Below are 22,049 nucleotides of genomic sequence, written 5' to 3'. Positions count from 1 at the left end.
CGTCAGCCCATCTCCAGCCCCTTGCGTCGCAGCCGGGCACAAAACAGAAGGCTCCAGCATTGCGTCGTAACCATCCGTATTACATAGCGATCGTCGGTTCCGGGCCGTCCGGGTTTTTTGCCGCATCATCCTTACTCAAAGCCGCCGACGCGTCCGAGGAGATCGACGTCGCCGTCGACATGCTGGAGATGCTGCCCACACCCTGGGGGCTGGTGCGCTCCGGCGTCGCGCCCGACCACCCCAAGATCAAGTCGATCAGCAAACAGTTCGAGAAGACCGCCGCCGACCCCCGTTTCCGCTTCTTCGGCAACGTGGTCGTCGGCGAGCACGTCACGGCCGCCGAGCTCGCCGAGAACTACGACGCGGTGATCTACGCCGTGGGCGCGCAGTCGGACAAGCCGCTGAACATCCCCGGCGAACACCTCACCGGCAGCATCTCCGCCGTCGACTTCGTGGGCTGGTACAACGCGCACCCGCATTTCGAGGACAAGACCCCGAACCTGTCGGGCGCCCGCGCCGTCGTCGTCGGCAACGGCAACGTCGCGATCGACGTCGCCCGGATCCTGGTCACCGACCCCGACGTGTTGGGGCAGACCGACATCGCCGACCACGCGCTGGAATCGCTGCGTCCCCGCGGGGTCGAAGAGGTGGTGATCATCGGGCGGCGCGGCCCGTTGCAGACGGCGTTCACGACGCTGGAGCTGCGCGAGCTCGGCGAGCTCGAGGGCGTCGACGTGATCGTCGACCCGGCGCAGTTCGAGGGCATCACCGACGAGGACGCCGAGGCCGCCGGCAAGACGACCAAGACGAACATCAAAGTGCTGCGCGGTTACATCGGCCGCGAGCCGCGTCCGGGTCACCGTCGCATCGTGTTCCGGTTCCTGACGTCGCCGATCGAGATCAAGGGCGACGATCGCGTCGAGCACATCGTTTTGGGCGCCAACGAGTTGGTCACCGACGAGAGCGGCTGGGTGTCGGCCAAGGACACCGGCGAGCGCGAGGAACTTCCGGTGCAACTCGTCGTCCGCTCGGTCGGCTACCGCGGGGTGCCCACCCCCGGGCTGCCGTTCGACGACAAGCGCGGGACCATCCCCCACACCCACGGCCGGATCGACGGCAGCCGCAACGAGTACGTCGTCGGCTGGATCAAGCGCGGGCCGACCGGGGTGATCGGCACTAACAAGTCGGACTCCCAGGACACCGTCGACACCCTGCTGGCGGATCTCGCCGGTGCCGAGGCCGCGGACTTCCCCGACGACCACGCCGACAAGCTCACCGCCTGGCTCACCGACCGTCAGCCCAAGGTGGTCACGTCAGCGCACTGGGACGTCATCGACCAGTTCGAGCGGGCGGCCGGCGAGCCGCACGGTCGACCCCGCGTCAAGCTGCCCAACCTCGCCAAGCTGCTGCACATCGGGCACGGCTGATCACGCGTCCAGGAGCACCCCGGGGTTGAGGATGCCGGCCGGGTCCAGCGCGGACTTGGCCGCGCGCAGGGCCGCCGCGAAGGGGTCCGGGCGCTGCCGGTCATACCACGGGCGGTGGTCGCGGCCGACCGCGTGGTGGTGGGTGATGGTGCCTCCCGTCGCGCTGATCGCCTCGGACACAGCGGCTTTGATCTCGTCCCACTGCGCGTCGAGCGAGCCCCAGCGCCCGCCGGCGTAGATGCCGTAGTAGGGGGCGGGGCCGTCGGGATAGACGTGGGTGAACCGGCACGTCACCACGCCGGTGCCGCACACCCGTTTGATCGCGGTGCGGGCGGCCTCGGTCACCGCGGCGTGCAGGGCGTCGAATCCGGCCCAGGTGCACGCGGTTTCGAAGGTCTCGGCGATGACGCCGCGGCGCGCGAGGGCGTCCCGCTGATACGGCATCCGCAGGAACGACGAGCGCCACGTCTTCGAGGCATCGGGTGCGTCGTTTTCGATTGCGTCACTTTCGGTTTCGCGGCTACGACGGGCGGTGACGGTGCCGCCGTGCGCGGTGGCGATCTCGATGGCCCGGTCCAGCCACGGGTCGATCGGGTGGTCGGCCGATTCGAAGGCGAGCACCAGCAGCCCGCCCGCGACGGCTGTGCCGGCGTTGAGTAACGCCTCGGCCGGGTCCAGCAGCCTGCAGTTCGCCGGGTAGAGGCCGGCCTGCGCGATCATGCGGATCGCGGCCACCGCCGCGGCCCAGTCCTCGAACGCCACCGACGCCGTGACCTGCCACCGCGGCCGGTCCTGCAGCCGCATCCACGCCTCGGTGATGATGCCGAGCGCACCCTCCGAGCCGAGGAACAGTCGGTCCGACGACGGCCCGGCACCCGATCCCGGCAGCCGCCGCGACTCGCTGACCCCCGCCGGGGTGACCACCCGTAGCGATTCGGTCAGGTCATCGATGTGCGTGTACAGCGTGGCGAAGTGCCCGCCGGCCCGGGTGGCCAGCCACCCACCCAGGCTGGAGAAGGCGAACGACTGCGGGAAGTGGCGCAGGGTGAGCCCGTGCGGGCGCAGCTGGCGCTCGATCCACGGCCCGAGCGCCCCGGACTGGATGCGCGCAGCCCGGCTGATCCGGTCGACTTCGAGCACCGAGCTCATCACCGAGACGTCCACCGTGACGGCCGGTCCGTCGAAGCGCGGCTCCACGCCGCCCACCACCGAGCTGCCGCCGCCGTAGGGAATCGCGGCAATGCCGTCGCGCGAGCACCAGTCGAGCACGTCGACGACTTCGTGTTCGCTGCGCGGCCGCACGATCAGGTCGGGGACGTGGTCGAGGTGGCCCTGCAGGTTGCGGGCCACGTCCCGGAACGCCTTGCCGCGGGCATGGCCCGCCCGATCCAGCGGGTCGGCCGAGCACAGGCTGGCCAGCGACGACGGCGGGGTGACGCGCGGCGCCGCCAACCCCAGCTGGGCCGGATCCGGCGGCCGGTGATCGCTCAGGTCGTGTCCGGGCAGCATCGCGGCCACCCGCGACTCCAGTGCCCGCGTCTCCCGTTCGGAAAGCGCGTCTTCGACCGTGCCCCAACCCCACCACGAACGCATGCCGGCGTCAGCGCTTGAGGACCACGAATGCCCCGCCGGCCACCAGCAGTACCAGGGCCAAGACAATGCCCCAGAACGCATTGGTGAAGTACCAGGTGACGGCCACGAGCGCGATCAGCGGGGAGACCGCGAAGAGCACCAGCCCGGGGTGCTGCTTGATCACTTCGAGCGCGCTCGTCGCCCGGACCCGATCGATTTCCTTGCCCATGGGATTCAGGATGCCAGACAAAAGGCACGATTGCGGGCTTTACGATCCGGCTTGGGCGCGTAGCCCTCAAGGAGGCCGCAGTGGCGTTACCCGCACTGGTTCTCGTGCACGGCGGCGGGCTCGCGAGCGACTCTTGGGAGCTCGTTGTCGACGAAATAAACCTTCTGGCAACAGAATTGGCGGTGGTTACCCCCGACATGCCGAGGCGACGGGGCAAACCCGGCGATCTGACGGCGATGACACTCTCGATGCAACATTGAGAGCGCCGGGCTGGATGAGATCGTCATCGTCGGTCATTCGATGGGAGCCGTGACGCTACCCGGGGTGGTACCAGGCTCGGGACGGCACGCGTGCGAGAAATGATCTTCGCCGCCGCCTTCCTTCCGCCGGAAGGCACCGCCATCGTAGACAGTTCACCGTGGCTGATCGCCAGAATCGCCCGGCGCTTCGCAAACCGCGGGGTCCCGCGCGAAAACACCCCGCTGGATGGCGAGATTCGTGTACTTGAACGGGGCCCCTTTGCGCGGTCGCCGGTTTATGTCCGGCAAGCTTTATGCGGAGTCACTCCGCATCCTGACGGAGACCATGCCGCGCCGCGAATTGCCTGACGAGATTCCGCGAACGTGGATTCTTACCGTGCGCGACCGTGCTCTCCCCGACGAAGTTGCAGCGCCAATACATCGAGGCGCTCGGCGGTGTGCAGACGCTCTATGCGATGAATTCCTGTCACTGCCTGATGGTCAGCGAACCAAAACGTCTGGCTCAGATTCTCGTCGCGCGCTGCCGACTGTATGCGTGAGGCGTGAGGGTTCGGCGCGGATTTGGTCGCCGAAAGTTGTCGTAGGTGGCTGCTTTGATGGGGTTATGTCGTCGTTTCCCCCAACGCCTCTTGCGCCCGTGCCGGCGAACAGACCCATGGATCGTCTGGAGGTGTTGTTCGAGGAGCTCGCGGAGTTGGCGGGTCAGCGCAACGCGATCGACGCCCAGATCGTGGCGCGGGTGGCTGAGATTGAGCGCAACGGGTTGTGTGGCATGACCGGGGCGCGGTCGGTCAAGGCGTTGGTGGCCTGGCGGCTGGGGTTGTCCTCGGCGACCGCGGCCACGATCACCACGGTCGCGGGCCGGCTCGACGAGTTCCCGTTGTGTGCCGAGGCGATGGCGGCGGGCCGGTTGTCGCTGGATCAGGTGGGGGTGATCGCCACCGGGGCGGGTGCGGGTTCCGATGAGCATTATGCGGAGCTGGCGGCGGTGGCCACGGTCAACCAGTTGCGCACCGCGGTCAAGCTGGAGCCCCGCCCCGACCCGGAACCGCGCCCGGCCCCGGAGCCCTCGCTCACCAAGACCGCCAAGGAGACGGGCAGTTGTTACCGGATCACGCTGGGCCCTGTGGAGGCGGCGACGTTCGATGCCGCGCTGGCCTCGCATCGGGATGCGCTGGTCGCGCAGTGGAAACGCGACCACGCCGACAGCAGCACCGACAGCACCGACGAGCAGCGGCCCCCGATACCGTCCACAGTGGATGCGTTTCTGCGGCTGGTGGACGCCGGCTGGGACGCCGATGCCGCCCAGCGCCCACACAGCGCGCACACCACGGTGGTGGTGCACCTCGACGTCGCCGCCCGTGCCGCCGCCCTGCACCTGGGCCCGCTGCTCTCCGACGCCGAACGGCAGTACCTGACCTGCGACGCCACCTTCGAGGCGTGGTTTGAACGCGACGGGGTGCCGATCGGGGCGGGGAGGGAGACCCGTCAAATCAGCCGCCGGCTGCGCCGCGCCCTCGAGCACCGCCACCGCACCTGCGCAGTACCCGGCTGCGGGGCCACCCGCGGCCTGCACGCCCACCACCTGGTGCACTGGGAAGACGGCGGCCCCACCGAGCTCTCGAACCTGGTGCTGCTATGCCCGTATCACCACCGCCTGCACCACCGCGGCGGCATCACCATCTCCGGCACCGCCGAGGATCTGAGCGTCACCGACAGCGACGGCCGCACCCTGGACAACCGCTCCCTGGCCCGACCACCCAACACACCCCCACCCGATGTTCCGCCCTGGAACGGGCCTCTCGGCGAACGCGCCGACTGGTGGTGGTACACACCCTACGAACCCAAAAAGACCGGGACATAGCGAAATTCGCTCGTGCTGCGCACCAATCTGAACCGACGCACATACGATCTTCGCAATGAACCGGGAAAGGGCCGTCGCAACCCGCCGTCGAACGCTGCCGGCTGTCCGTCAGACAGCGACCCTCGCGTAAATGCTGTTTTGCTGCACACATCTCGTCAGCCACAGAATTGGCCGATACTCCACCGTCGAGGAGAAGACGTTCGCCCGACTATTGGCCGCCTCAATCGAATTGATGCCAAAACCACCTGACAGACCTCCGGTCCGGTCAGCGTCAGTGCGTGTTACTGCAGGAAGGTGTCGTGGCCGACTGGCCGGAAAACGGCATGAATTCCCGTCCATTCGGTGATGCCTGTTCGTCCAGTGCAATGACCAAATGTCGCCCGGGGACATCGCCGCAACTGGAGAATCAGCAAATTCAACAAGATCGAGTACGCATCGATGCGCAGCATGTAATGTCTCAACCGTCACTTTGTCACCGGAAGCATCCGCAAATTCGCGGTCATGGCTAGCAGCGAGGCGATCATGACTCCTTCCATCGAGGCTCCGGACGGACAACAAACCGACGCGTTGGGCTACCTCGTCCTGGACGACGGCGGCGCCGAGCGGCTGGTGCCGATCGTCGACCAGCTATTCGTGGGCCGCGAATGCGCGGGGATCAACCGCTCGCGCCGGCTGGTGATCCACGACCCCGAAATATCGCGCACCCATCTGGAGATCAGGTTGGACGCCGAGAGCGATCAGGCCTTCGTCATCGACACCAGCACCAACGGCACATTGGTCAATGGACTGCGGCTGGAACGCGCGGTGCCCCGGCCGATCAGGCCCGGCGACGAGATCCAGATCGGCGACATGACGCTGGAATTCCGCTCGCAGCTGTTCGCGGCCGCCAAGCAGACCGCCGCGCCCAGGCCCACGCGCACCCGCATCAGCCAGGCCGCGATGGTCATGGTCGTCGGCGACATCATCAACTACTCCACGATCTCCCAGGTCACCGAGGAAACCGTGGTCGCGCAGAGCCTGCACACGCTGTGGCATGAGGTGGGCGGGGTGTTGCAGGCCCACGAAGGCACCCTGAACCACTACGCCGGCGACGCGATCTTCGCGATCTGGGAGGCGAGCAGGTTCAGGGACGCCGCCGCCCGGGCAATCGATTTCGCGCTTGCCGCGAACCGCCACGTCGAGGAGCTGGCGCCGCAACTGCCGTTGCGCAGCCCGGACGGCTCGCCGATCCGGATGGGCTGGGGCGTCGTGCAGGGAATGGTCGCGATGGCCGCGATGACCAGATCGGTCGAGGCGGTGATCGGCGACTCGACCAATGTGGCGTTCCGCCTGGCCGGGCTGGCCGGCCGCCAGGGACGCGCCTCGGTGATGGTGACCAGCGGCGTGCGCCGCCTGGCCGAAAAGCACTTCCGGTGGGGCGACGCCGAACACGTCGAACTCAAGGGCCGCAGCGGGACCGAGATGGTTTTCCCCGCCATCGGCCGCACGCCGTCGACCGACTCCACTGGCCCGGAAGGAGACCAGGACCTCACCGCGCAGAATCCCATCCGCGGCTCGCTCTGAGCCGCTCGGCGTCAATCGATAGGCCCCACAATGGATCTGAGCACCTCGCGGGCGAAGCGCCCGACCCACACCGCACCCGCCGAGTCCTCCGCCGCCCGCGGGACGACGGAGACCACCAGACGCCTGTCGTTACCGCTGCTCACCGTGCGCCGCCAACCCTCGTCGACGGCCGTGCTGTTGGTGGCGGCGTTCGGCGCCTTCCTGGCCTTCCTCGACTCGACGATCGTCAACGTCGCATTTCCGAACATCCAGCAGTCGTTCCCGACGTACGCCATCAGCAGCCTGTCCTGGGTGCTCAACGCCTACAACATCATCTTCGCGGCGTTCCTGGTCGCGGCGGGCAAGCTCGCCGACCTGCTCGGACGCAAACGGATGTTCGTCTGGGGCGTATTGGTTTTCACGCTGGCGTCGGTGTTGTGCGCGGTCGCCGGCAGTGTCGAGCAATTGGTCGCCTACCGGGTGTTGCAGGGCATCGGGGCGGCGCTGCTGGTTCCCGCGTCGCTGGCGCTCGTCGTCGAGGGCTTCGACCCCTCCCGCCGCGCCCACGGCGTCGGCCTGTGGGGCGCGGCGGCGGCCATCGCGTCGGGCCTGGGACCGCCGATCGGCGGCGCGATCGTGCAGGCGTCGAACTGGCGGTGGGCGTTCCTGGTGAACCTGCCGTTGGGCATCGTGGCGGTGATCGTGGCGCGGCGCGCGTTGGTGGAGAGCCGCGCGCCCGGACAGCGCCGCGTGCCCGACCTGCGCGGGGCGACGCTGCTCGCCGTGGCCCTGGGGCTGCTGACCCTGGGCCTGATCAAGGGCCCGGACTGGGGCTGGACCAGCGTCGGGACCCTCGGATCGTTCGTCGGCTCCGCGGTCGCGCTGGTCGGGTTTGTTCTCAGCTCGCGATCCCACCCGGCGCCGCTGATCGAACCCGCCTACCTGCGCGTCCGATCCTTCGTCGCGGGCAACGTGCTGACCATCATCGCGGGCGCGGGTTTCTACGGCTACCTGCTCACCCACGTGCTCTTCCTCAACTACGTGTGGCACTACAACCTGCTGAAGACGGGCCTGGCGGTCGCGCCGGCTGCGCTCGTGGCGGCCGTCGTCGCCGCGGTGCTCGGCAAGGTCGCCGACCGGCGCGGCCACCGGCTGATCATCTTCGTCGGCGGGCTGATCTGGGCCGGCAGCCTGGTGTGGTACCTCAAGCGCGTGGAGGTACACCCGGACTTCCTCGGCGCCTGGCTGCCCGGCCAGCTCCTGCAGGGCCTCGGCGTCGGCGCAACGCTGCCGCTGCTGGGCAGCGCCGCCCTGGCCCGCATCGCCAAGGGCGGCAGCTACGCGACCGCGTCGGCGGTGGTCAGCAGCTGCCGCCAGCTAGGCGCCGTCATCGGGGTCGCGCTGCTGGTGGTCCTGATCGGGACGCCGGCGCGAGGCCTGGGTGTGAACGCGCTGCGGCACGGCTGGATGATGGCCGCGGTGTGCTTCGTCGCGGTCGCCCTGGGCGCGGTGTTCCTGGGCCGCACCGGTCACGTCGAAGACGCCGAGCTCGAGCCGGAACCGTTGCCGCAGTTCGAACCTCGACATGCCACGTCGACGGCCGCACACCTCGCGCCCGCCACGGCGGCCGCCCGCGAGGGCGATCCCCTGCGCAACCTGCCGCTGTTCGCTGGACTGGACGACGCCGCGCTGGCCGACCTGCGGCACAGCACCGAAGAGGTGGAACTCGATGCGGGCTCATACCTCTTCCGCGAGGGCGATCCGGCGAATTGCCTGTACGTCATCCGCGCGGGCCGCGTGCAGGTGCTCAAAGGCCGCGAAAACGAAGTCGTGGTGCGGGAATTGGGCCGCGGCGAGGTGCTCGGCGAGCTCGGGCTGCTCATCGGTGCGCCGCGCTCGGCCTCGATCCGCGCCGTGCGCGACTCCACGCTGATCCGGCTCACCAAGGCCCAATTCGACCGGATCGCCGACGCCCGCGTGCTCGGCGCCCTCGTCGAGGAGCTGGCCACGCGGTTGCACAACACGCCTCCCCCGGCCGTGTCGCGGTCGACGTCGGCGGAGGTGGTGGTCGCCGTCGTCGGTCTCGACGCCGCCGCGCCGGTGGCGATGGTGGCCACCGAACTGCTGTCCCAGCTGTCGACCTTCGTCCACGCGGTGAACCCCGGCCGAGTCGACCGGGACGGCCTGGAGCGCGCCGAGGCGTCCGCGGACAAGGTAGTGCTGCACGCGTCCTACAACCCGGACGCGGACGACGCCGCGTGGCGGGACTTCTGTCTGCGCGTCGCCGACCGCCTCGTGCTCGTCACCGCGGACCCGGCGGCACCGGCCGAACTGCCGGCGCGGGCGGTGGGCGCGGACCTGGTGCTGGCCGGACCGCCCGCCACCCGGGAGCAGCGCCGCGTCTGGGAGGAGCGGATGACGCCGCGGTCGGTGCACGCCGTCAGCGCGGCGTGCTGCACCGACGATTTGCGCCCGCTCGCGGCCCGCATCGCCGGCCGCTCGATCGGGTTGGTCCTGGGCGGTGGCGGCGCGCGCGCGTTCGCCCACCTTGGGGTGCTCGAGGAACTGGAAGCGGCCGGCGTGCTGGTCGACCGGTTCGCCGGCACCAGCATGGGCGCCATCATCGCGGCGCTGGCCGCCACCGGCCTGAACTCGGCGGGCGTGGACGCCTACGTCTACGAGTACTTCATCCGCAACAGCCCGGTCGCCGACTACACCGTGCCGGTCAAGGGGCTGGTCCGCGGACGACGCACCCCGGCGCTGTTGCGCCAGGCGTACGGCGACCGGCTGGTGGAGGAGTTGCCCAAGGAATTCCGTTGTGTCAGCGTCGATCTGCTGGCCCGACGCGCGGTGGTGCACCGCCGGGGCCCGCTCGTGGACGCGGTGGGCTGTTCGCTGCGGCTGCCCGGAATCTTCCCGCCCTACGTCTATGACGGCACGCTGCACGTCGACGGAGGCGTGCTCGACAATCTTCCGGTGTCCGCTTTGGCGTGCGACGAGGGCCCGCTGGTCGCGGTCTCGATCGGTTTCGGTGGTGAGGGAAAACCCTTGCCCGACAACCACGTCGACGGCCCCCCGCGGATTCCCAGCATCGCGGAAACGCTGATGCGCACGATGATGATGGGCAGCCGGGTCGCGGCCACCGCGACGATGGCCGTCGCCGACGTCGTGATCCGGCCCGGCAGCCGTGGCGTCGGGCTACTGGAGTTCCACCAGATCGACCAGGCCCGCGAAGCCGGCCGCGCCGCGACGCGCGAGGCGTTGCCGCAGATACTCGCGCTGTTGAACCGGTAGTTGATTTGAGGAGTCAGCGATGAGCGCACCGCAGGGCACGCGGGTCGAGACCTCGTTCGGGCCCTACTACCTGAAGCGGCTGTTGGGCCGCGGTGGCATGGGCGAGGTCTACGAGGCCGAGCACACCGTCAAGAAGTTCACGGTCGCACTGAAACTGATGTCGGAGGCGGTGAGCCAGGATCCGGTGTTCCGCACCCGGATGGAACGCGAAGCCCGCATCACCGGCCGCCTGCTGGAACCCCATGTGGTACCCATCCACGACTACGGCGAAATAGACGGTCAGCTGTTCGTGGAGATGCGTCTCATCGAGGGCATCGACCTGGCCAGCCTGCTCGAAGACCACGGGCCGCTCACCCCGCCGCGCGCGGTGGCCATCATCCACCAGATCGCCTCGGCGCTCGATGCGGCTCATGCCGCCGGGGTGACGCATCGCGACGTCAAGCCGCCGAACATCCTGGTGACCCGCGACGACTTCGCCTACCTGGTGGACTTCGGCATCGCCAGCGCGCGCAGCGACGAGAAGCTCACCCAGATGGGCACCGCGGTCGGCACCTACAGATACATGGCGCCCGAACGGTTTACGAACGAAGAGGTGACCCACAGCGCCGACATCTACGCGCTGGCCTGCGTGCTCTACGAGTGCCTGACCGGGGCGCCGCCCTACCGCGACGACAGCACCGGCGTGCTGATCGCCGCGCACATGATGCAGCCGATCCCGCAACCCAGCCTGGAAGGGGCCGACGTGCCATCGGCCTTCGACGCGGTGATCGAGCGCGGCATGGCCAAGTCAGCCGACGAGCGGTACGCCAGCGCCGGCGCGCTGGCGGCGGCGGCCCACGAAGCGCTCAGCAGCCCGGACCGCGACCGCGCGCACACCATCCTGCGGCGGATCGACAATGCGCCGCAGGTGACCACGGAAACCCCCGAGGCACCCGCCGCGCCAGCGGAAAAGCCCGCCCCGGTGACCGCGCCGGCTACCGTGGCGCCTGCCGTCGAGGCCAGCCCGAGCCCCGCGCGCCAACGTGGCCGCTGGCCGATCGCGGCCGCCGCGGCCCTCGTCGTCCTCGTCGTCGCCGCCGTCGGCATGTGGCTGGTGATGAAGCCGTCGCCCGCCGCCGACCAGGCGCAGCCGCGCACGGGGAAGACGGCGCCGGCGTCGGCCGCGGCCCCCAACGACGTCCAGGCCCGGTTGCTCAGCCTGCTGCCGCCCGGCTATGTCGCGGGCACCTGCACGCCCGCGACCCCCGAATCGGGCAGCATCTGGACGTCGGCGGTGGCCATGGTGACCTGCGGGCAGAACAGCCAGCCCGGCGGCCCGAGCAAGGCCACCTACGGCCTGTTCCCAACACCGGACACGCTGAAAAAGGCCTTCAAGGAAGACATTTCGAACGTCAGCCTGGTGAACTGCCCCGGCGAGGGCGAGTCACCGGTCAGCTGGCACTACGACCCCACCCCCAACGACATGGCCGGCATGGTCGCGTGCGGAACCTACAACAACCACCCGAATGTGATCTGGACCAACGACCAAAAGCTCATGCTCAGTGACGTTTCCGGCGATCCGGCCACCATCAAGGACCTGCACACGTGGTGGGACGACTATGCGTGAACCGGCCTGAACCGGCCCGAATCCGAGAAACCACAGGACCTATGGCCCTACTGAGCGACGGTGGGTCTTCGTAACGTCGATTACGTGGACATCGAGGTGCTCAGGAACGCGGTCCTGCTGGCCTGCCGCGCACCGTCGGTGCACAACAGCCAGCCCTGGCGTTGGGTGGTCGACGGCGACGCGGCTCACCTGTTCATCGATCGCGACCGAACCGTACCCGCCACAGACCATTCCGGCCGCCAGGCGATCCTGAGTTGCGGCGCCGTGCTGGACCATTTCGGTGTCGCGATGAGGGCAGCGGGGTGGCGGGCGCACATCACGCGGTTCCCCGACCCGGACGAACCCGATCAGGTGGCAACGGCCGAGTTCAGCCCCATCGACGACGCCACCCCCGCACAGCGCAGCCGCGCCGAGGCGATCCTGCAACGACGGACCGACCGGCTGCCGTTTGACCGCCCCGCCTATTGGCAACCCTTCGAGCCGGTGCTGCGGAGCGCAATCGCCGACGGTTTCGGGGAGGACGTGATGCTGCACGTGCTCACCGACGACCAGCGGCCACGCTTGGCGGAGGCGTCGCGGCTCACTGCGGCGCTACGCCGCGACGATTCCTCGTATCATGCCGAACTGCAATGGTGGACTTCGCCTTTCGCCCTGGCGCAGGGCGTGCCGCCGAGCGCGCTGGCATCCGCCGTCGAGCGCCTCAGGGTCGACGTGGGACGGGACTTCCCGGTCCGCGGCGGGCAGGATCGCCGACCGGAAGTCGCGGCTGACGACTCGAAAATCCTTGTGCTGTCGACGCCGGAGGACACCCGGTCCGACGTGTTGCGGTGCGGCGAGGCGCTGTCGACTTTATTGCTGGAGTGCACCGTGGCCGGCATGGCGACCTGCCCGTTGACCCACCTGATCGAATCGCGGGAGAGCCGCGATATCGTGCGCGACCTCATCGGTGGGCGGGGTGAACCGCAGGTCGTGATCCGCGCGGGCGTCGCATCACTCATGGAAGGCCTGCCCGCCCCGACACCGCGGCGGCCGTTGGCCAGCGTGTTTGAGATTCGGTAGAAGTTCCAGGAAGGTTGCACGCATGACTCTCGAACCAGTTTCCGTCCTGTCCGAAGACGAAAGTTGGCGCCGACTGGGGGGCGTCGCGTTGGGCCGGCTGGTCACCACGTTCGCCGGTGAGCCGGAGATCTTCCCGGTCAACTACGTCGTGCAACACCGGACGGTGTTGTTCCGCACCGCCGAGGGCACCAAGCTGTTTTCCGCGGTGGCGAACCACACCGTGGTCTTCGAGGCCGACGATCACGACGTCGCCGAAGGCTGGAGCGTGATCGTGCGGGGCCGCGCCAAGCTGCTGCGCACCGAGGCCGAAATCGCGGAAGCCGATCGCGCGCAGTTGATGACGTGGACCGCGACACCCAAGATCCACTACGTGCGGGTGACGCCGTCCGAGGTCACCGGCCGTCAGTTCAGGTTCGGCCCGGAGCCGGACCCCAACGCGAGCTTCGCTTCGTCCTGAACGGCGCCGCCCGCGAGCAGGGCGTCAAGCTCGCGCGCGTCGACGCCGGTGAGCCGGCGGTGCATCGCCCACCCGATCCGGGTCGCCTGGATCTTCGCGCGCTCGGCCGCGGGCCCGCGATACATCTCGTCAACCGTGTCCCGCCAGATCGTCAGCCAGCGCACGAAGTGGCTGCCGGACAACGGAGTCCGGTCATTGACCGCGCGGTGTGGCACCAGCGCGCTACCACGATACAGCCCAGCCCCGAACAGCACCGTCTCCCAGAAGTCGCACATGATGGACAGGTGCGCGTCCAGTCCCTTGGCCCGCAGGTCCGCGAACGGCTCGGCCAGTGTCTCGTCGGCGAACACCCGGCCGTAAAAACGCCGCAGCAGCGCTTCGACGGCGGCGCGGTCGGCCAGATCCCCGATCGCCATCACACGACCAGCGACAGCGGTCCGCGGGTGCGAGGAACCTTGCGCCGCTTGCTGATCGCCACGAGACGGGCCACCGCGGCCTCGATGCCCCGGGCCAGCTGATCGGCGTCGGCCACCACGTCGTAGTCGGCGAGGATGCCGAAGAAGAGCTCGTCGGCGTAGCTGAGCATCGCGACGCCGGTGCGCAGGTGCATCGCCAGCGGCGGGACCGGAAACACGCCCAGCACCCGTCGGCCCATGATCCGTAGCGGCCGGCGGGGTCCCGGCACATTGGTCGCCACGGTCACCACTCCGCGCTGCGGAAGCCGCATCAACAGGCCGGTCGTCCACGCGCTGAACGCGAACGGAATCCGGTTGGCCAGCGACACGAGGATGTTTCCGGCCTGCCGTTGCCCGCCCGCCTTCGTGCGGCCCAGCCGGGCGTGCACGGTCCGCAGCCGCTCCACCGGGTTTTCGACGTCCACCGGCAGGCTGGGCAGCATCAACGAGACCCGGTTGTCGGTCGTGCCGAACGCATCGGCGGCACGCACCGACACGGGCACCAGCGTGCGCAACGAATCGGGCAGTGGCTCCTCGCCGCGAGCGACCAGGAGATTGCGGTAGCTTTCGGTAATCGCCGCCAGCGCAACATCATTGATGGTCACGCCGAAGGTCTGGCAAACCTGCTCGATGTCGGCCAGAGCGACCCGCGCGGCGCCGTAGCGGCGCAGGTCGCTCAGCGGCCCGGTCAGCGGCGACGGGGCGGCGCTCAGCAATCCGGCGGCGATCTCCCCGGCCCCCAGCGCCGCGCGCACCACGCCCGCCGCCACGACGGACGGCGCCCGCCACAGCCGGCCCAGCAGGCCGAGCGGACGCAACGGCGCCTTCGTCGGCGCGCCGGCGCCGACGTGGCGGGCGTAGCCGTCCCCGTCGCCGCCGACCCCGGCTGTATCGGGATCGCACAGCCCGGACAGTATGTGCGCCGCGGCGATCCCGTCGGCCATGCAATGGTGCACCTTGGTCAGCATTGCCCACCGATCGTCGGACAGGCCCTCGATCACCCAGAGCTCCCACAGCGGACGATCGCGATCCAGGCGCCGCGCCATCACGTCGGCGATCAACCGGTGCAGCTGACGGTCGTCGCCGGGATGCGGCAGCGCGACGCGACGCACGTGCCGCTCGATGTCGAAGTCGGGATCGTCCACCCATTCGGGGGCGCCGAGGTCGAACGGGCGCAGCCGCAGGCGTTGGCCGAACCGCGGACATGACCGCATCCGCTCTTCCAGCGCAGCCACCAGCGCGTCCTGTTCGGGCGCCGGTCCTTCGATGACCGCGAAGCCGCCAATGGCGAGGCTGACCCGCCGGTCGGCGTCTTCGGCTTTGAGGAACCCGGCATCAAGTGTGGTCAGGTGGTCCATGATCCGCACCTCCGGGATGTGAGGGATAAGTGCAACTCTGAGTATCAGTATTCGCTGGTCGGCGGGGGTGCGGGCAGGGCCGAAAGTCCCTCGCCGCCGGGGGCTTCGTGCTCTGCCGACACCGGCCCGGCGAGACGATTCTGGATGGCATGACCACCAAAGTTGAGGCCCGTCGGACCAGGGAGGCAGCCATGACCGCCGAGTTCCCCGACGCTGAGACCCTCCGGACGGTGCTCACCCTGGCCACCCGGGCGCCCTCGATCCACAACACGCAACCGTGGCGGTGGCGGGTGGGCTCTGCGAGCCTGGATCTGTTCTCCGAGCCGGACATGCAGTTGCCCAACACCGATCCCGACGGGCGTGACCTGATCATCAGTTGCGGGGTCGCCCTGCATCATTGCGTCGTCGCGCTGGCGGCGATGGGCTGGCACGCCAAGGTGTCCCGATTCCCCGATTCCGGCGACCCACGCCACCTGGCGACCATCGAGGTCCAGCCGCACACCCCCGATCAGGCCGACATCGCGCTCGCGGCCGCCATTCCGCGCCGGCGGACCGACCGGCGCGCCTACAGTTCCTGGCCGGTGCCGGGCGGAGACATCGCCCAGATGGCCGCCCGCGCGGCGCGCAGTGGAGTCATGCTGCGCCAGGTCGACGCCGTCGACAGAATGAGAGCCATTGTCAGCCAAGCGGTTTGGGACCACGCGCACGACGACGAGTACATGCGCGAACTCACCGCCTGGAGCGGGCGCTACGGGGCGGTGGCCGGGGTGCCGGCTCGCAGCACACCGGAACCGGACGCCAGCGCCCCGATCCCCGGGCGGATGTTCGCCGGCCCTGGCCTGACACAGCCGGCGGGCATCTCCCCCGCCGACGACAGTGCCGCGATCCTGGCGCTGGGTACCGGGCAGGACGACCGGCTCGCGCGGCTGCGGGCGGGCGAGGCGACCAGCATCGTCTTGTTGACCGCCACCGCAATGGGTTTGGCGTGCTGCCCGATCACCGAGCCACTGGAGCTCCGCGACACCCGGGATGCGGTGCGCGCCGACGTCTTCGGTGACAGCGGCTACCCGCAGATGCTGCTCCGCGTCGGCTGGGCGCCCATCAATGCCGACCCGCTGCCGGCCACGCCGCGGCGACGCCTCGCCCGGGTCGTCGAGTGGCAGAACCTACTGGACCAGCGGGGCTGACCACCGCAGCAGCGTCCCCGTGGCCCCCGGACCGCTTTCCAGGGTCAGCTCGCCGCCCACCTGCTCCGCGCGCCGGTACAGATTCGTCAGGCCGCTGCCGGTGATTTCTTCCGGCATCCCGCGGCCGTTGTCGCTCACCTCGATGCACAGGTCGTCTTCGACCTTCACCCGCACCGTCAACGTGGTGGCCTGCGCGTGTCTCGCGGCGTTGCTCACCGCCTCGCGGACGACGGCCTCCGCGTGGTCGGCCAGCACGCCGTCGACCACCGACACCGGGCCAATGTACTGGACCGTGGTGCGCAGCCCCGAACCGGCGAACTGCGCCACCGCCTCGTCGATGCGTTGCCGCAACCGGGTGATGCCCTGCGATGCGCCGTGCAGGTCGAAGATGGTGGTCCGGATCTCCTGAATCACCGCCTGCAGGTCGTCCACGGCTTCGGAAAGCCGTTGCTGCACTTCGGGTTCCCGGGTCCGCGGCACCGTGCCCTGCAAGGACAGGCCGACGGCGAAGAGCCGCTGGATGACGTGGTCGTGCAGGTCGCGCGCGATCCGGTCGCGATCGGCGAGGACGTCGACTTCGCGCATCCGGCGCTGCGATGTCGCCAGTTGCCACGCCAACGCGGCCTGGTCGGCGAACGCGGCCATCATCTCGAGTTGCTTGTCGTCGAATGAGCCCGACCCGCCGCGGAGCAGCACGACGACCACGCCGGCGACGGTGTCGGTGGCCCGCAGTGGCAGCAGCAGCGCCGCGCCGATGTCGTCCGCCCCGTCCAGGTTCAGCTGGTCCACCGCGCGCGGAGCGCCGTTGACGAAGACGTCACCCAGGGCCGTTCCCGCGACCGGAATGGTCTTTCCAACCTCGAAACCCTCGATCTTGCCGGCGGTTTCGATCACCAGCAGCTCCTGCACGTCGGCCGCCGGCACTGTCTCGTCGACCGGTATTGCCACCAGCGCCGCGTCCGCCCCGGTCAGCTTCGTCGCGTCCTCGGCGACCATGCGGAACACCGTCGTGGGTTCGGTGCCGGACAGCAGCTCGGTGGCGATGTCCCGAGTGGCCTCGATCCACGACTGCCGCGCCTTGGCCTGCTGGTAGAGCCGGGCATTGGCGATCGCGATACCCGCCGCGGCGGCCAGCGCCTGCACCAGCACCTCGTCGTCGTCGCTGAACGGCTGTCCGGTGGTCTTGTCGGTGAGGTACAGGGTGCCGAGGGACTTGTCGCGCACGCGGACCGGCACGCCCAGGAAGGTCCGCATCGGCGGGTGGTTCGCCGGGAAGCCGACGGACGCGGGGTGCCGCGAAAGATCGTCCAGGCGCAGGGGTTTGGGGTCGTCGATGAGCAGGCCGATGATGCCCTTGCCTTCAGGCAGGTGGCCGATGCGCCGCACGGTGTCCTCGTCGATGCCCTCGTGCACGAAGTTCAGCACCCGGTTGTCCCGGCCGTGGACCTCCAGTGCCCCGTAGCGGGCGTCGACCAGGTTGGTCGCCGAATGCACGATCGTGCGCAGCGTGACGTCGAGTTCGAGCCCCGAGGTGACCACGAGCATCGCTTCCAGCAGGCCGTCGAGACGGTCCCGGCCCTCGACGATCTGCCCGACGCGGTCCTGCACCTCGGCCAGCAGCTCGCGAAGCCGCAACCCCGACAACGTGTCTCGCAGCGGCCGCAGTCCGCTGACGCCCTCGTCGGTCATGTTCGGTGGGTCATCCGTCGGCGGTCCGCGAGCGCTTCAATTCCGTTGCGAACACTGCGGCTTGGGTGCGGCGCTCCATGCCCAGCTTCGCCAGCAGCCGGGACACGTAGTTTTTGACCGTCTTTTCGGCGAGGAACATCCGGTCGGCGATCTGCTTGTTGGTCAGGCCCTCGCTCAGCAACCCGAGCAGCGTCCGTTCCTGGTCGGTCAGGCCAGACAGCGGGTCGTGCTTTTCGGTCGCGCCGCGCAGTTTGGCCATGAGCGCGGCGGCAGCGCGATTGTCCAGCAGAGACCGCCCCGCGCCCACGTCCTTGACTGCGCGCGCGAGTTCCATGCCCTTGATGTCCTTGACCACGTATCCGCTGGCGCCGGCCAGGATCGCATCCAGCATCGCCTCGTCGGACGTATAGGACGTCAGGATCAGGCAGCGCAGATCGGGCATACGGGACAACAGGTCTCGGCACAACTCGATACCATTGCCGTCGGGCAGCCGGACGTCGAGCACGGCCACGTCGGGGTTCGCCGCGGGGATCCGGGCCAGCGCCTCGGCCACCGAGCCCGCTTCACCGACGACGTCGAGTTCCGGGTCGGCGCCCAGCAGGTCGATCAGCCCGCGCCGCACCACCTCGTGATCGTCGACCAAGAAGACCTTTACCAAGGCGCCCGCTCCTCCTCCTACAAGTTCCCGCACCGCACGGTCAGCACCGAACAACCCGCCGTGTAGGCCCCGTACAGGTCGTGGGCGGTGTGCGCGTCGGTGACGAACACCCAGCCGGGGTCGGCCTTGCGCGCCAGGTAGTGGGAGGCACTGCCGGCAACGACGGTCGGCTCGACCCACACGTCCGGGTACAGCCGGGTCCAGCGGGCCAGGCGGCGACTCAATTGCCCTTGCGCCGAATGAGTTCCGTCGCTTGTGTCATCCGGTGCCTCGGGGATGTGCGCACGGATCGCACGCAGCGGGACTTCCCGCAGCCTCGCCTCCTCGAACGCGTGACGCAGCACCACACCATTGTCCACTTCCGCGACGATCCCGCTGACCCGGGGGCTGGCCGACGAGCCCGGCGCCCGGTGGATCACGGCGACCGGGCACAGCGCCGAGGCGGCCAGGGCCGCCGCGACGGTGCCTTCGCCGCGACAGGCATGGTTGAGGCCGATCGATCCGACGCAGACCATCGCCGCGGTCCGCGACTCCTGCATCAGCTTGGTCAGCGGCCTGCCCCACAACACCTCGGTCTCGATCTTGACCGGCTGCCCCGCGGCTTGAACCCTTTCGACGGCCCGATAGGCGTCGAACAGTGCCGCGCGGGCGATCGTGTTGCGCATCTCGTTCGCGCCGTCGCCGAACGACTGCACCGGGTCGATGACATAGACCAGCCGCAGCGGGATGTCGCGGCTGACCGCCTCGTCGACGGCCCACAGCGCCGCTTGCAACGCCGCCCGTGATCCGTCCACGCCGACGACGACGGCCGGAGCTGACTGGATGCTGCTCATCGCGATCTCCTCTGCTTGAGCGGGCGGGTAGTTGACTCCCTAACCTGAACGCTATTTGCGGGCACCCTGCCGCCCCAGAGGCAATGGTCACCGGATCGGGGACTTTGGTCCCTATTGGGGTTCTTCCAACCGATATCGGAATTACGTACGATGACTGACGCAGCACAACAGGAATTGGATGTTCATGTGTAGTCCGGCGATACGGCCCATCGCCTAGACAGGAGTTCTCTTCAATGGCTGCTCCGCAGATTTCGTCGTCCCCCAGTTCCGCTCAACCCTCGGCGCAGCCCCTGATAGGCAAGGGCTGGTTGCAAGGTGTCGCACTGGTGCTCATCTTCGGCTTCCTGGTGATGGGCATTTTGGCGTACCGCACCTATACGGCGGCGATGCCGATGCCGGACAAGGTGGTCAGCGAGTCCGGCCAGACGTTGTTCACCAAGGACGACATCGTCAAGGGTCAGGAGCTATTTCAGGCCCGCGGGCTGATGCAGTACGGGTCGGTGCTGGGACACGGCGCCTACCTCGGGCCCGACTACACCGCCGAATACCTGCGACTGGCGACCAATGACGTCACCGATCAATTCCGCGCGCAGGGCGTGGCCGATCCGCATGAGCGGGTGGTCAAGGAATTCCGGACCAACCGTTACGACCCGCAGAGCAAGACGCTGACGTTCACCGATCGGCAGACCGCGGCACTCGACCATATCCAGGGCCAGTACGCGGCCTACTTCGGGGAAAACTCGACCAAATACGGGCTGCTGCCGCAACTGATCACCGACAAGACGCAAATCCGCCAGCTGACGGCTTTTTTCGCCTGGACGGCATGGGCCGCGGCGGCCGAGCGTCCCGGCCACAAGTACACCTACACCAACAACTGGCCCGCCGAGTCGCGCGTCGACAACGGCCCGACGGCGGCGGTGATCGTGTGGTCGGCGCTGTCGCTGATCGCGTTGCTGGGTGGCATCGGCGTCATGTTCGCGGTCTATGGGCGGTGGAGCCAGAAGGTCGGCTGGCACAGCGCCGAATCCTCGACGCTATCGTTCCGCCAGCCCGGTGAGGTGAGCCTGACGGCGGCGCAGCGGGCCTGCATCTGGTTCTTTGCCGTGGTGTCGGTGCTGTTCTTGGCGCAGACGCTGCTGGGCGCGGCGGCCGAGCACTACCGGGCGGATCTGTCGACGTTCTTCGGCCTGGACCTGGCCCGCGTGCTGCCCTACAACCTGGCGCGCACCTGGCACTTGCAGTTGGCGCTGTTCTGGACCGCGGCGGCGTTCCTGGCCGGCGGCATCTTCCTGGTACCGTTCATCGCCCGTCGGGAACCGAAACGTCAGGCGCTGCTGGCGTACGTGCTGCTGGGTGCCGTGGCCGTGGTCGTGTTCGGATCGCTGATCTCCGAGGCGCTTTCCATCTACGGCGTGATTCCCGAGGGCGGATTGTTCTCTCAGCAGTGGGAATATCTTGACCTGCCGCGGCTGTGGCAGATCCTGCTGGTCGCGGGCCTGTTCATCTGGATCGCCATCATCTGGCGCGGCATGCGCAGCAGGCTCAAGGGTGAGTCGAAGATGAACATGCCGTGGCTGTTCTTCTTCTCCGGGCTGGCGATCCCGATGTTCTATGCCGTGGGTTTGCTGGCGGGCAGCAGTACGCACTTCACCGTGGCCGACTTCTGGCGGTTCTGGGTGGTGCACCTGTGGGTCGAGGACTTCCTGGAGCTGTTCACCACCGTGATGGTGGCCTACATGTTCGTGTTGCTGGGGGTGGTACGCGAACGCATCGCGCTCGGGGTGATCTTCCTCGACGTCATCCTGTATTCCGCCGGCGGCGTCATCGGCACCATGCATCACCTGTACTTCTCCGGCACCCCGGTCGAGCACATGGCGCTCGGCGCGTTCTTCTCGGCGGCCGAGGTCATTCCGCTGACCTTCCTGACGGTGGAGGCGTGGGCGTTCCTGCAACTGGGTGCGCGCCAGCAGTCCGGCGACGCCAACCCGTTCCCGCACCGCTGGGCGGTGATGTTCCTGGTCGCGGTGGGCTTCTGGAACTTCCTGGGCGCGGGCATCTTCGGGTTCCTGATCAACCTGCCGGTGGTGTCCTACTACCAGATCGGCACGGCGCTGACGGCCAACCACGGGCACGCGGCGATGATGGGCGTCTACGGCATGCTCGCCGTGGGCCTTGCGATGTTCGCCTTCCGATATGTGATTCCCGCAGACAAGTGGCCGGAGAAGTTGGCCCGAATATCGTTCTGGTGCATGAACATCGGCCTGGCCTGGATGGTTTTCGCCACCCTGCTGCCGCTGGGCGTGATGCAGCTGTATCACTCGGTCAACGACGGCTACTTCGAGGCGCGCTCGCTGGGCTACATCACCAAGCCGGGCAACGCGGTGCTGGAATGGCTGCGGCTGCCGGGTGACGTCATCCTGATCGGCGGTGGCGTGTTGCCGTTTGTCTGGATCGCCTGGACGGCGCTGCGCAACTTCCGCTCCGGCACCACGGTCGACGAGCTGCCCGAACACCCGCTCTACACGGAGGTCGGGGCGCAGGCCCCGGTGCAGGACTGAC

Annotated in this window: 17 protein-coding genes and 1 pseudogene; 11 read left to right on the top strand and 7 right to left on the bottom strand. The window is 68.7% G+C overall.

All coding sequences use genetic code 11. The features are described from left to right. Positions 1-59 precede the first annotated feature (59 nt). Positions 60-1,427 carry an FAD-dependent oxidoreductase gene (locus AC5Y5V_RS23005; protein WP_499940222.1) on the top strand — a complete coding sequence of 456 codons (1,368 nt, stop codon included), beginning with the start codon at positions 60-62 and terminating at the stop codon, positions 1,425-1,427. On the opposite strand, the gene AC5Y5V_RS23000 is transcribed toward AC5Y5V_RS23005, so the two are convergent. Next, positions 1,428-3,020, bottom strand: a complete 1,593-nt coding sequence (locus AC5Y5V_RS23000; RefSeq protein WP_499940221.1) for an FAD-binding oxidoreductase — start codon at positions 3,018-3,020, stop codon at positions 1,428-1,430. Between the two features lie 7 nt (positions 3,021-3,027). Continuing rightward, on the bottom strand, positions 3,028-3,228 hold the full coding sequence (locus AC5Y5V_RS22995) for a hypothetical protein (protein ID WP_499940220.1): 201 nt from the start codon (positions 3,226-3,228) through the stop codon (positions 3,028-3,030). A gap of 80 nt (positions 3,229-3,308) precedes the next feature. Here AC5Y5V_RS22995 and AC5Y5V_RS22990 point away from each other — a divergent pair, with 80 nt between their 5' ends. The 8 genes from AC5Y5V_RS22990 to AC5Y5V_RS22955 all read left to right on the top strand — a co-directional run bounded on the left by AC5Y5V_RS22990 (position 3,309) and on the right by AC5Y5V_RS22955 (position 13,310). Then, on the top strand, positions 3,309-3,488 hold the full coding sequence (locus AC5Y5V_RS22990) for a hypothetical protein (protein WP_499940219.1): 180 nt from the start codon (positions 3,309-3,311) through the stop codon (positions 3,486-3,488). Positions 3,489-3,874: 386 nt separating this feature from the next. Then, the gene (locus AC5Y5V_RS22985) at positions 3,875-4,027 is read left to right on the top strand and encodes a hypothetical protein (protein WP_499940218.1); all 153 of its coding nucleotides are present in this window, start codon (positions 3,875-3,877) and stop codon (positions 4,025-4,027) included. Positions 4,028-4,092: 65 nt separating this feature from the next. Further along, positions 4,093-5,352, top strand: a complete 1,260-nt coding sequence (locus AC5Y5V_RS22980) for an HNH endonuclease signature motif containing protein (protein ID WP_499940217.1) — start codon at positions 4,093-4,095, stop codon at positions 5,350-5,352. A gap of 501 nt (positions 5,353-5,853) precedes the next feature. Beyond that, positions 5,854-6,915: an FHA domain-containing protein gene (locus AC5Y5V_RS22975; protein WP_499940216.1), complete on the top strand. Its 1,062-nt coding sequence runs from the start codon at positions 5,854-5,856 to the stop codon at positions 6,913-6,915. 30 nt (positions 6,916-6,945) lie between these two features. Further along, positions 6,946-10,188, top strand: a complete 3,243-nt coding sequence (locus AC5Y5V_RS22970; RefSeq protein WP_499940215.1) for an MFS transporter — start codon at positions 6,946-6,948, stop codon at positions 10,186-10,188. A gap of 19 nt (positions 10,189-10,207) precedes the next feature. Continuing rightward, the gene (locus AC5Y5V_RS22965) at positions 10,208-11,794 is read left to right on the top strand and encodes a serine/threonine-protein kinase (protein WP_499940214.1); all 1,587 of its coding nucleotides are present in this window, start codon (positions 10,208-10,210) and stop codon (positions 11,792-11,794) included. 96 nt (positions 11,795-11,890) lie between these two features. After that, entirely contained in the window at positions 11,891-12,853 is a 963-nt protein-coding gene (locus tag AC5Y5V_RS22960; RefSeq protein ID WP_499940236.1) for an Acg family FMN-binding oxidoreductase, read from the top strand. 22 nt (positions 12,854-12,875) lie between these two features. Continuing rightward, the gene (locus tag AC5Y5V_RS22955) at positions 12,876-13,310 is read left to right on the top strand and encodes a pyridoxamine 5'-phosphate oxidase family protein (RefSeq protein ID WP_499940213.1); all 435 of its coding nucleotides are present in this window, start codon (positions 12,876-12,878) and stop codon (positions 13,308-13,310) included. On the opposite strand, the gene AC5Y5V_RS22950 is transcribed toward AC5Y5V_RS22955, so the two are convergent. Together AC5Y5V_RS22950 and AC5Y5V_RS22945 are read right to left on the bottom strand one after the other, a co-directional pair. Next, complete coding sequence (locus AC5Y5V_RS22950) at positions 13,256-13,726, bottom strand: group III truncated hemoglobin (protein WP_499940212.1); 471 nt, start codon at positions 13,724-13,726, stop codon at positions 13,256-13,258. The genes AC5Y5V_RS22955 and AC5Y5V_RS22950 overlap by 55 nt on opposite strands. Continuing rightward, positions 13,726-15,123 (bottom strand): WS/DGAT/MGAT family O-acyltransferase, encoded by a 1,398-nt coding sequence (locus tag AC5Y5V_RS22945; RefSeq protein ID WP_499940211.1) that lies wholly within the window; start codon positions 15,121-15,123, stop codon positions 13,726-13,728. The genes AC5Y5V_RS22950 and AC5Y5V_RS22945 overlap by 1 nt, the downstream gene beginning before the upstream one ends. A gap of 191 nt (positions 15,124-15,314) precedes the next feature. Between AC5Y5V_RS22945 and AC5Y5V_RS22940 the strand changes: the two genes are divergently transcribed. Next, positions 15,315-16,310, top strand: a complete 996-nt coding sequence (locus tag AC5Y5V_RS22940; RefSeq protein WP_499940235.1) for an Acg family FMN-binding oxidoreductase — start codon at positions 15,315-15,317, stop codon at positions 16,308-16,310. On the opposite strand, the gene AC5Y5V_RS22935 is transcribed toward AC5Y5V_RS22940, so the two are convergent. The 3 genes and pseudogenes from AC5Y5V_RS22935 to AC5Y5V_RS22925 form a co-directional block, all read right to left on the bottom strand. After that, positions 16,290-17,999, bottom strand: a complete 1,710-nt coding sequence (locus tag AC5Y5V_RS22935; RefSeq protein ID WP_499940234.1) for a GAF domain-containing sensor histidine kinase — start codon at positions 17,997-17,999, stop codon at positions 16,290-16,292. The genes AC5Y5V_RS22940 and AC5Y5V_RS22935 overlap by 21 nt on opposite strands. 6 nt (positions 18,000-18,005) lie before the next feature. Further along, positions 18,006-18,657, bottom strand: a pseudogene (locus AC5Y5V_RS22930) (response regulator); the annotation flags it as partial. A 17-nt stretch (positions 18,658-18,674) separates the two neighbouring features. Next, positions 18,675-19,490: a universal stress protein gene (locus AC5Y5V_RS22925; protein ID WP_499940210.1), complete on the bottom strand. Its 816-nt coding sequence runs from the start codon at positions 19,488-19,490 to the stop codon at positions 18,675-18,677. A 233-nt stretch (positions 19,491-19,723) separates the two neighbouring features. Here AC5Y5V_RS22925 and AC5Y5V_RS22920 point away from each other — a divergent pair, with 233 nt between their 5' ends. After that, positions 19,724-22,048, top strand: coding sequence for a nitric-oxide reductase large subunit (locus tag AC5Y5V_RS22920; RefSeq protein WP_499940209.1), 2,325 nt, complete (start codon positions 19,724-19,726; stop codon positions 22,046-22,048). Position 22,049 lies beyond the last annotated feature (1 nt).

The organism is Mycobacterium sp. NGS68 (assembly GCF_059812195.1).
Note: the sequence above shows the minus strand (reverse complement) of the source record. Positions and strands in the feature narration are given on the sequence as shown.

Bases quoted from the DNA above. Each gene is read 5' to 3' on its own strand.
- AC5Y5V_RS23000 (WP_499940221.1), bottom strand. From the start codon at position 3,020: ATGCGTTCGTGGTGGGGTTGGGGCACGGTCGAAGACGCGCTTTCCGAA.
- AC5Y5V_RS22995 (WP_499940220.1), bottom strand. From the start codon at position 3,228: ATGGGCAAGGAAATCGATCGGGTCCGGGCGACGAGCGCGCTCGAAGTG.
- AC5Y5V_RS22980 (WP_499940217.1), top strand. From the start codon at position 4,093: ATGTCGTCGTTTCCCCCAACGCCTCTTGCGCCCGTGCCGGCGAACAGA.
- AC5Y5V_RS22975 (WP_499940216.1), top strand. From the start codon at position 5,854: ATGGCTAGCAGCGAGGCGATCATGACTCCTTCCATCGAGGCTCCGGAC.
- AC5Y5V_RS22970 (WP_499940215.1), top strand. From the start codon at position 6,946: ATGGATCTGAGCACCTCGCGGGCGAAGCGCCCGACCCACACCGCACCC.
- AC5Y5V_RS22965 (WP_499940214.1), top strand. From the start codon at position 10,208: ATGAGCGCACCGCAGGGCACGCGGGTCGAGACCTCGTTCGGGCCCTAC.
- AC5Y5V_RS22955 (WP_499940213.1), top strand. From the start codon at position 12,876: ATGACTCTCGAACCAGTTTCCGTCCTGTCCGAAGACGAAAGTTGGCGC.
- AC5Y5V_RS22950 (WP_499940212.1), bottom strand. From the start codon at position 13,726: ATGGCGATCGGGGATCTGGCCGACCGCGCCGCCGTCGAAGCGCTGCTG.
- AC5Y5V_RS22945 (WP_499940211.1), bottom strand. From the start codon at position 15,123: ATGGACCACCTGACCACACTTGATGCCGGGTTCCTCAAAGCCGAAGAC.
- AC5Y5V_RS22940 (WP_499940235.1), top strand. From the start codon at position 15,315: ATGACCGCCGAGTTCCCCGACGCTGAGACCCTCCGGACGGTGCTCACC.
- AC5Y5V_RS22935 (WP_499940234.1), bottom strand. From the start codon at position 17,999: ATGACCGACGAGGGCGTCAGCGGACTGCGGCCGCTGCGAGACACGTTG.
- AC5Y5V_RS22925 (WP_499940210.1), bottom strand. From the start codon at position 19,490: ATGAGCAGCATCCAGTCAGCTCCGGCCGTCGTCGTCGGCGTGGACGGA.
- AC5Y5V_RS22920 (WP_499940209.1), top strand. From the start codon at position 19,724: ATGGCTGCTCCGCAGATTTCGTCGTCCCCCAGTTCCGCTCAACCCTCG.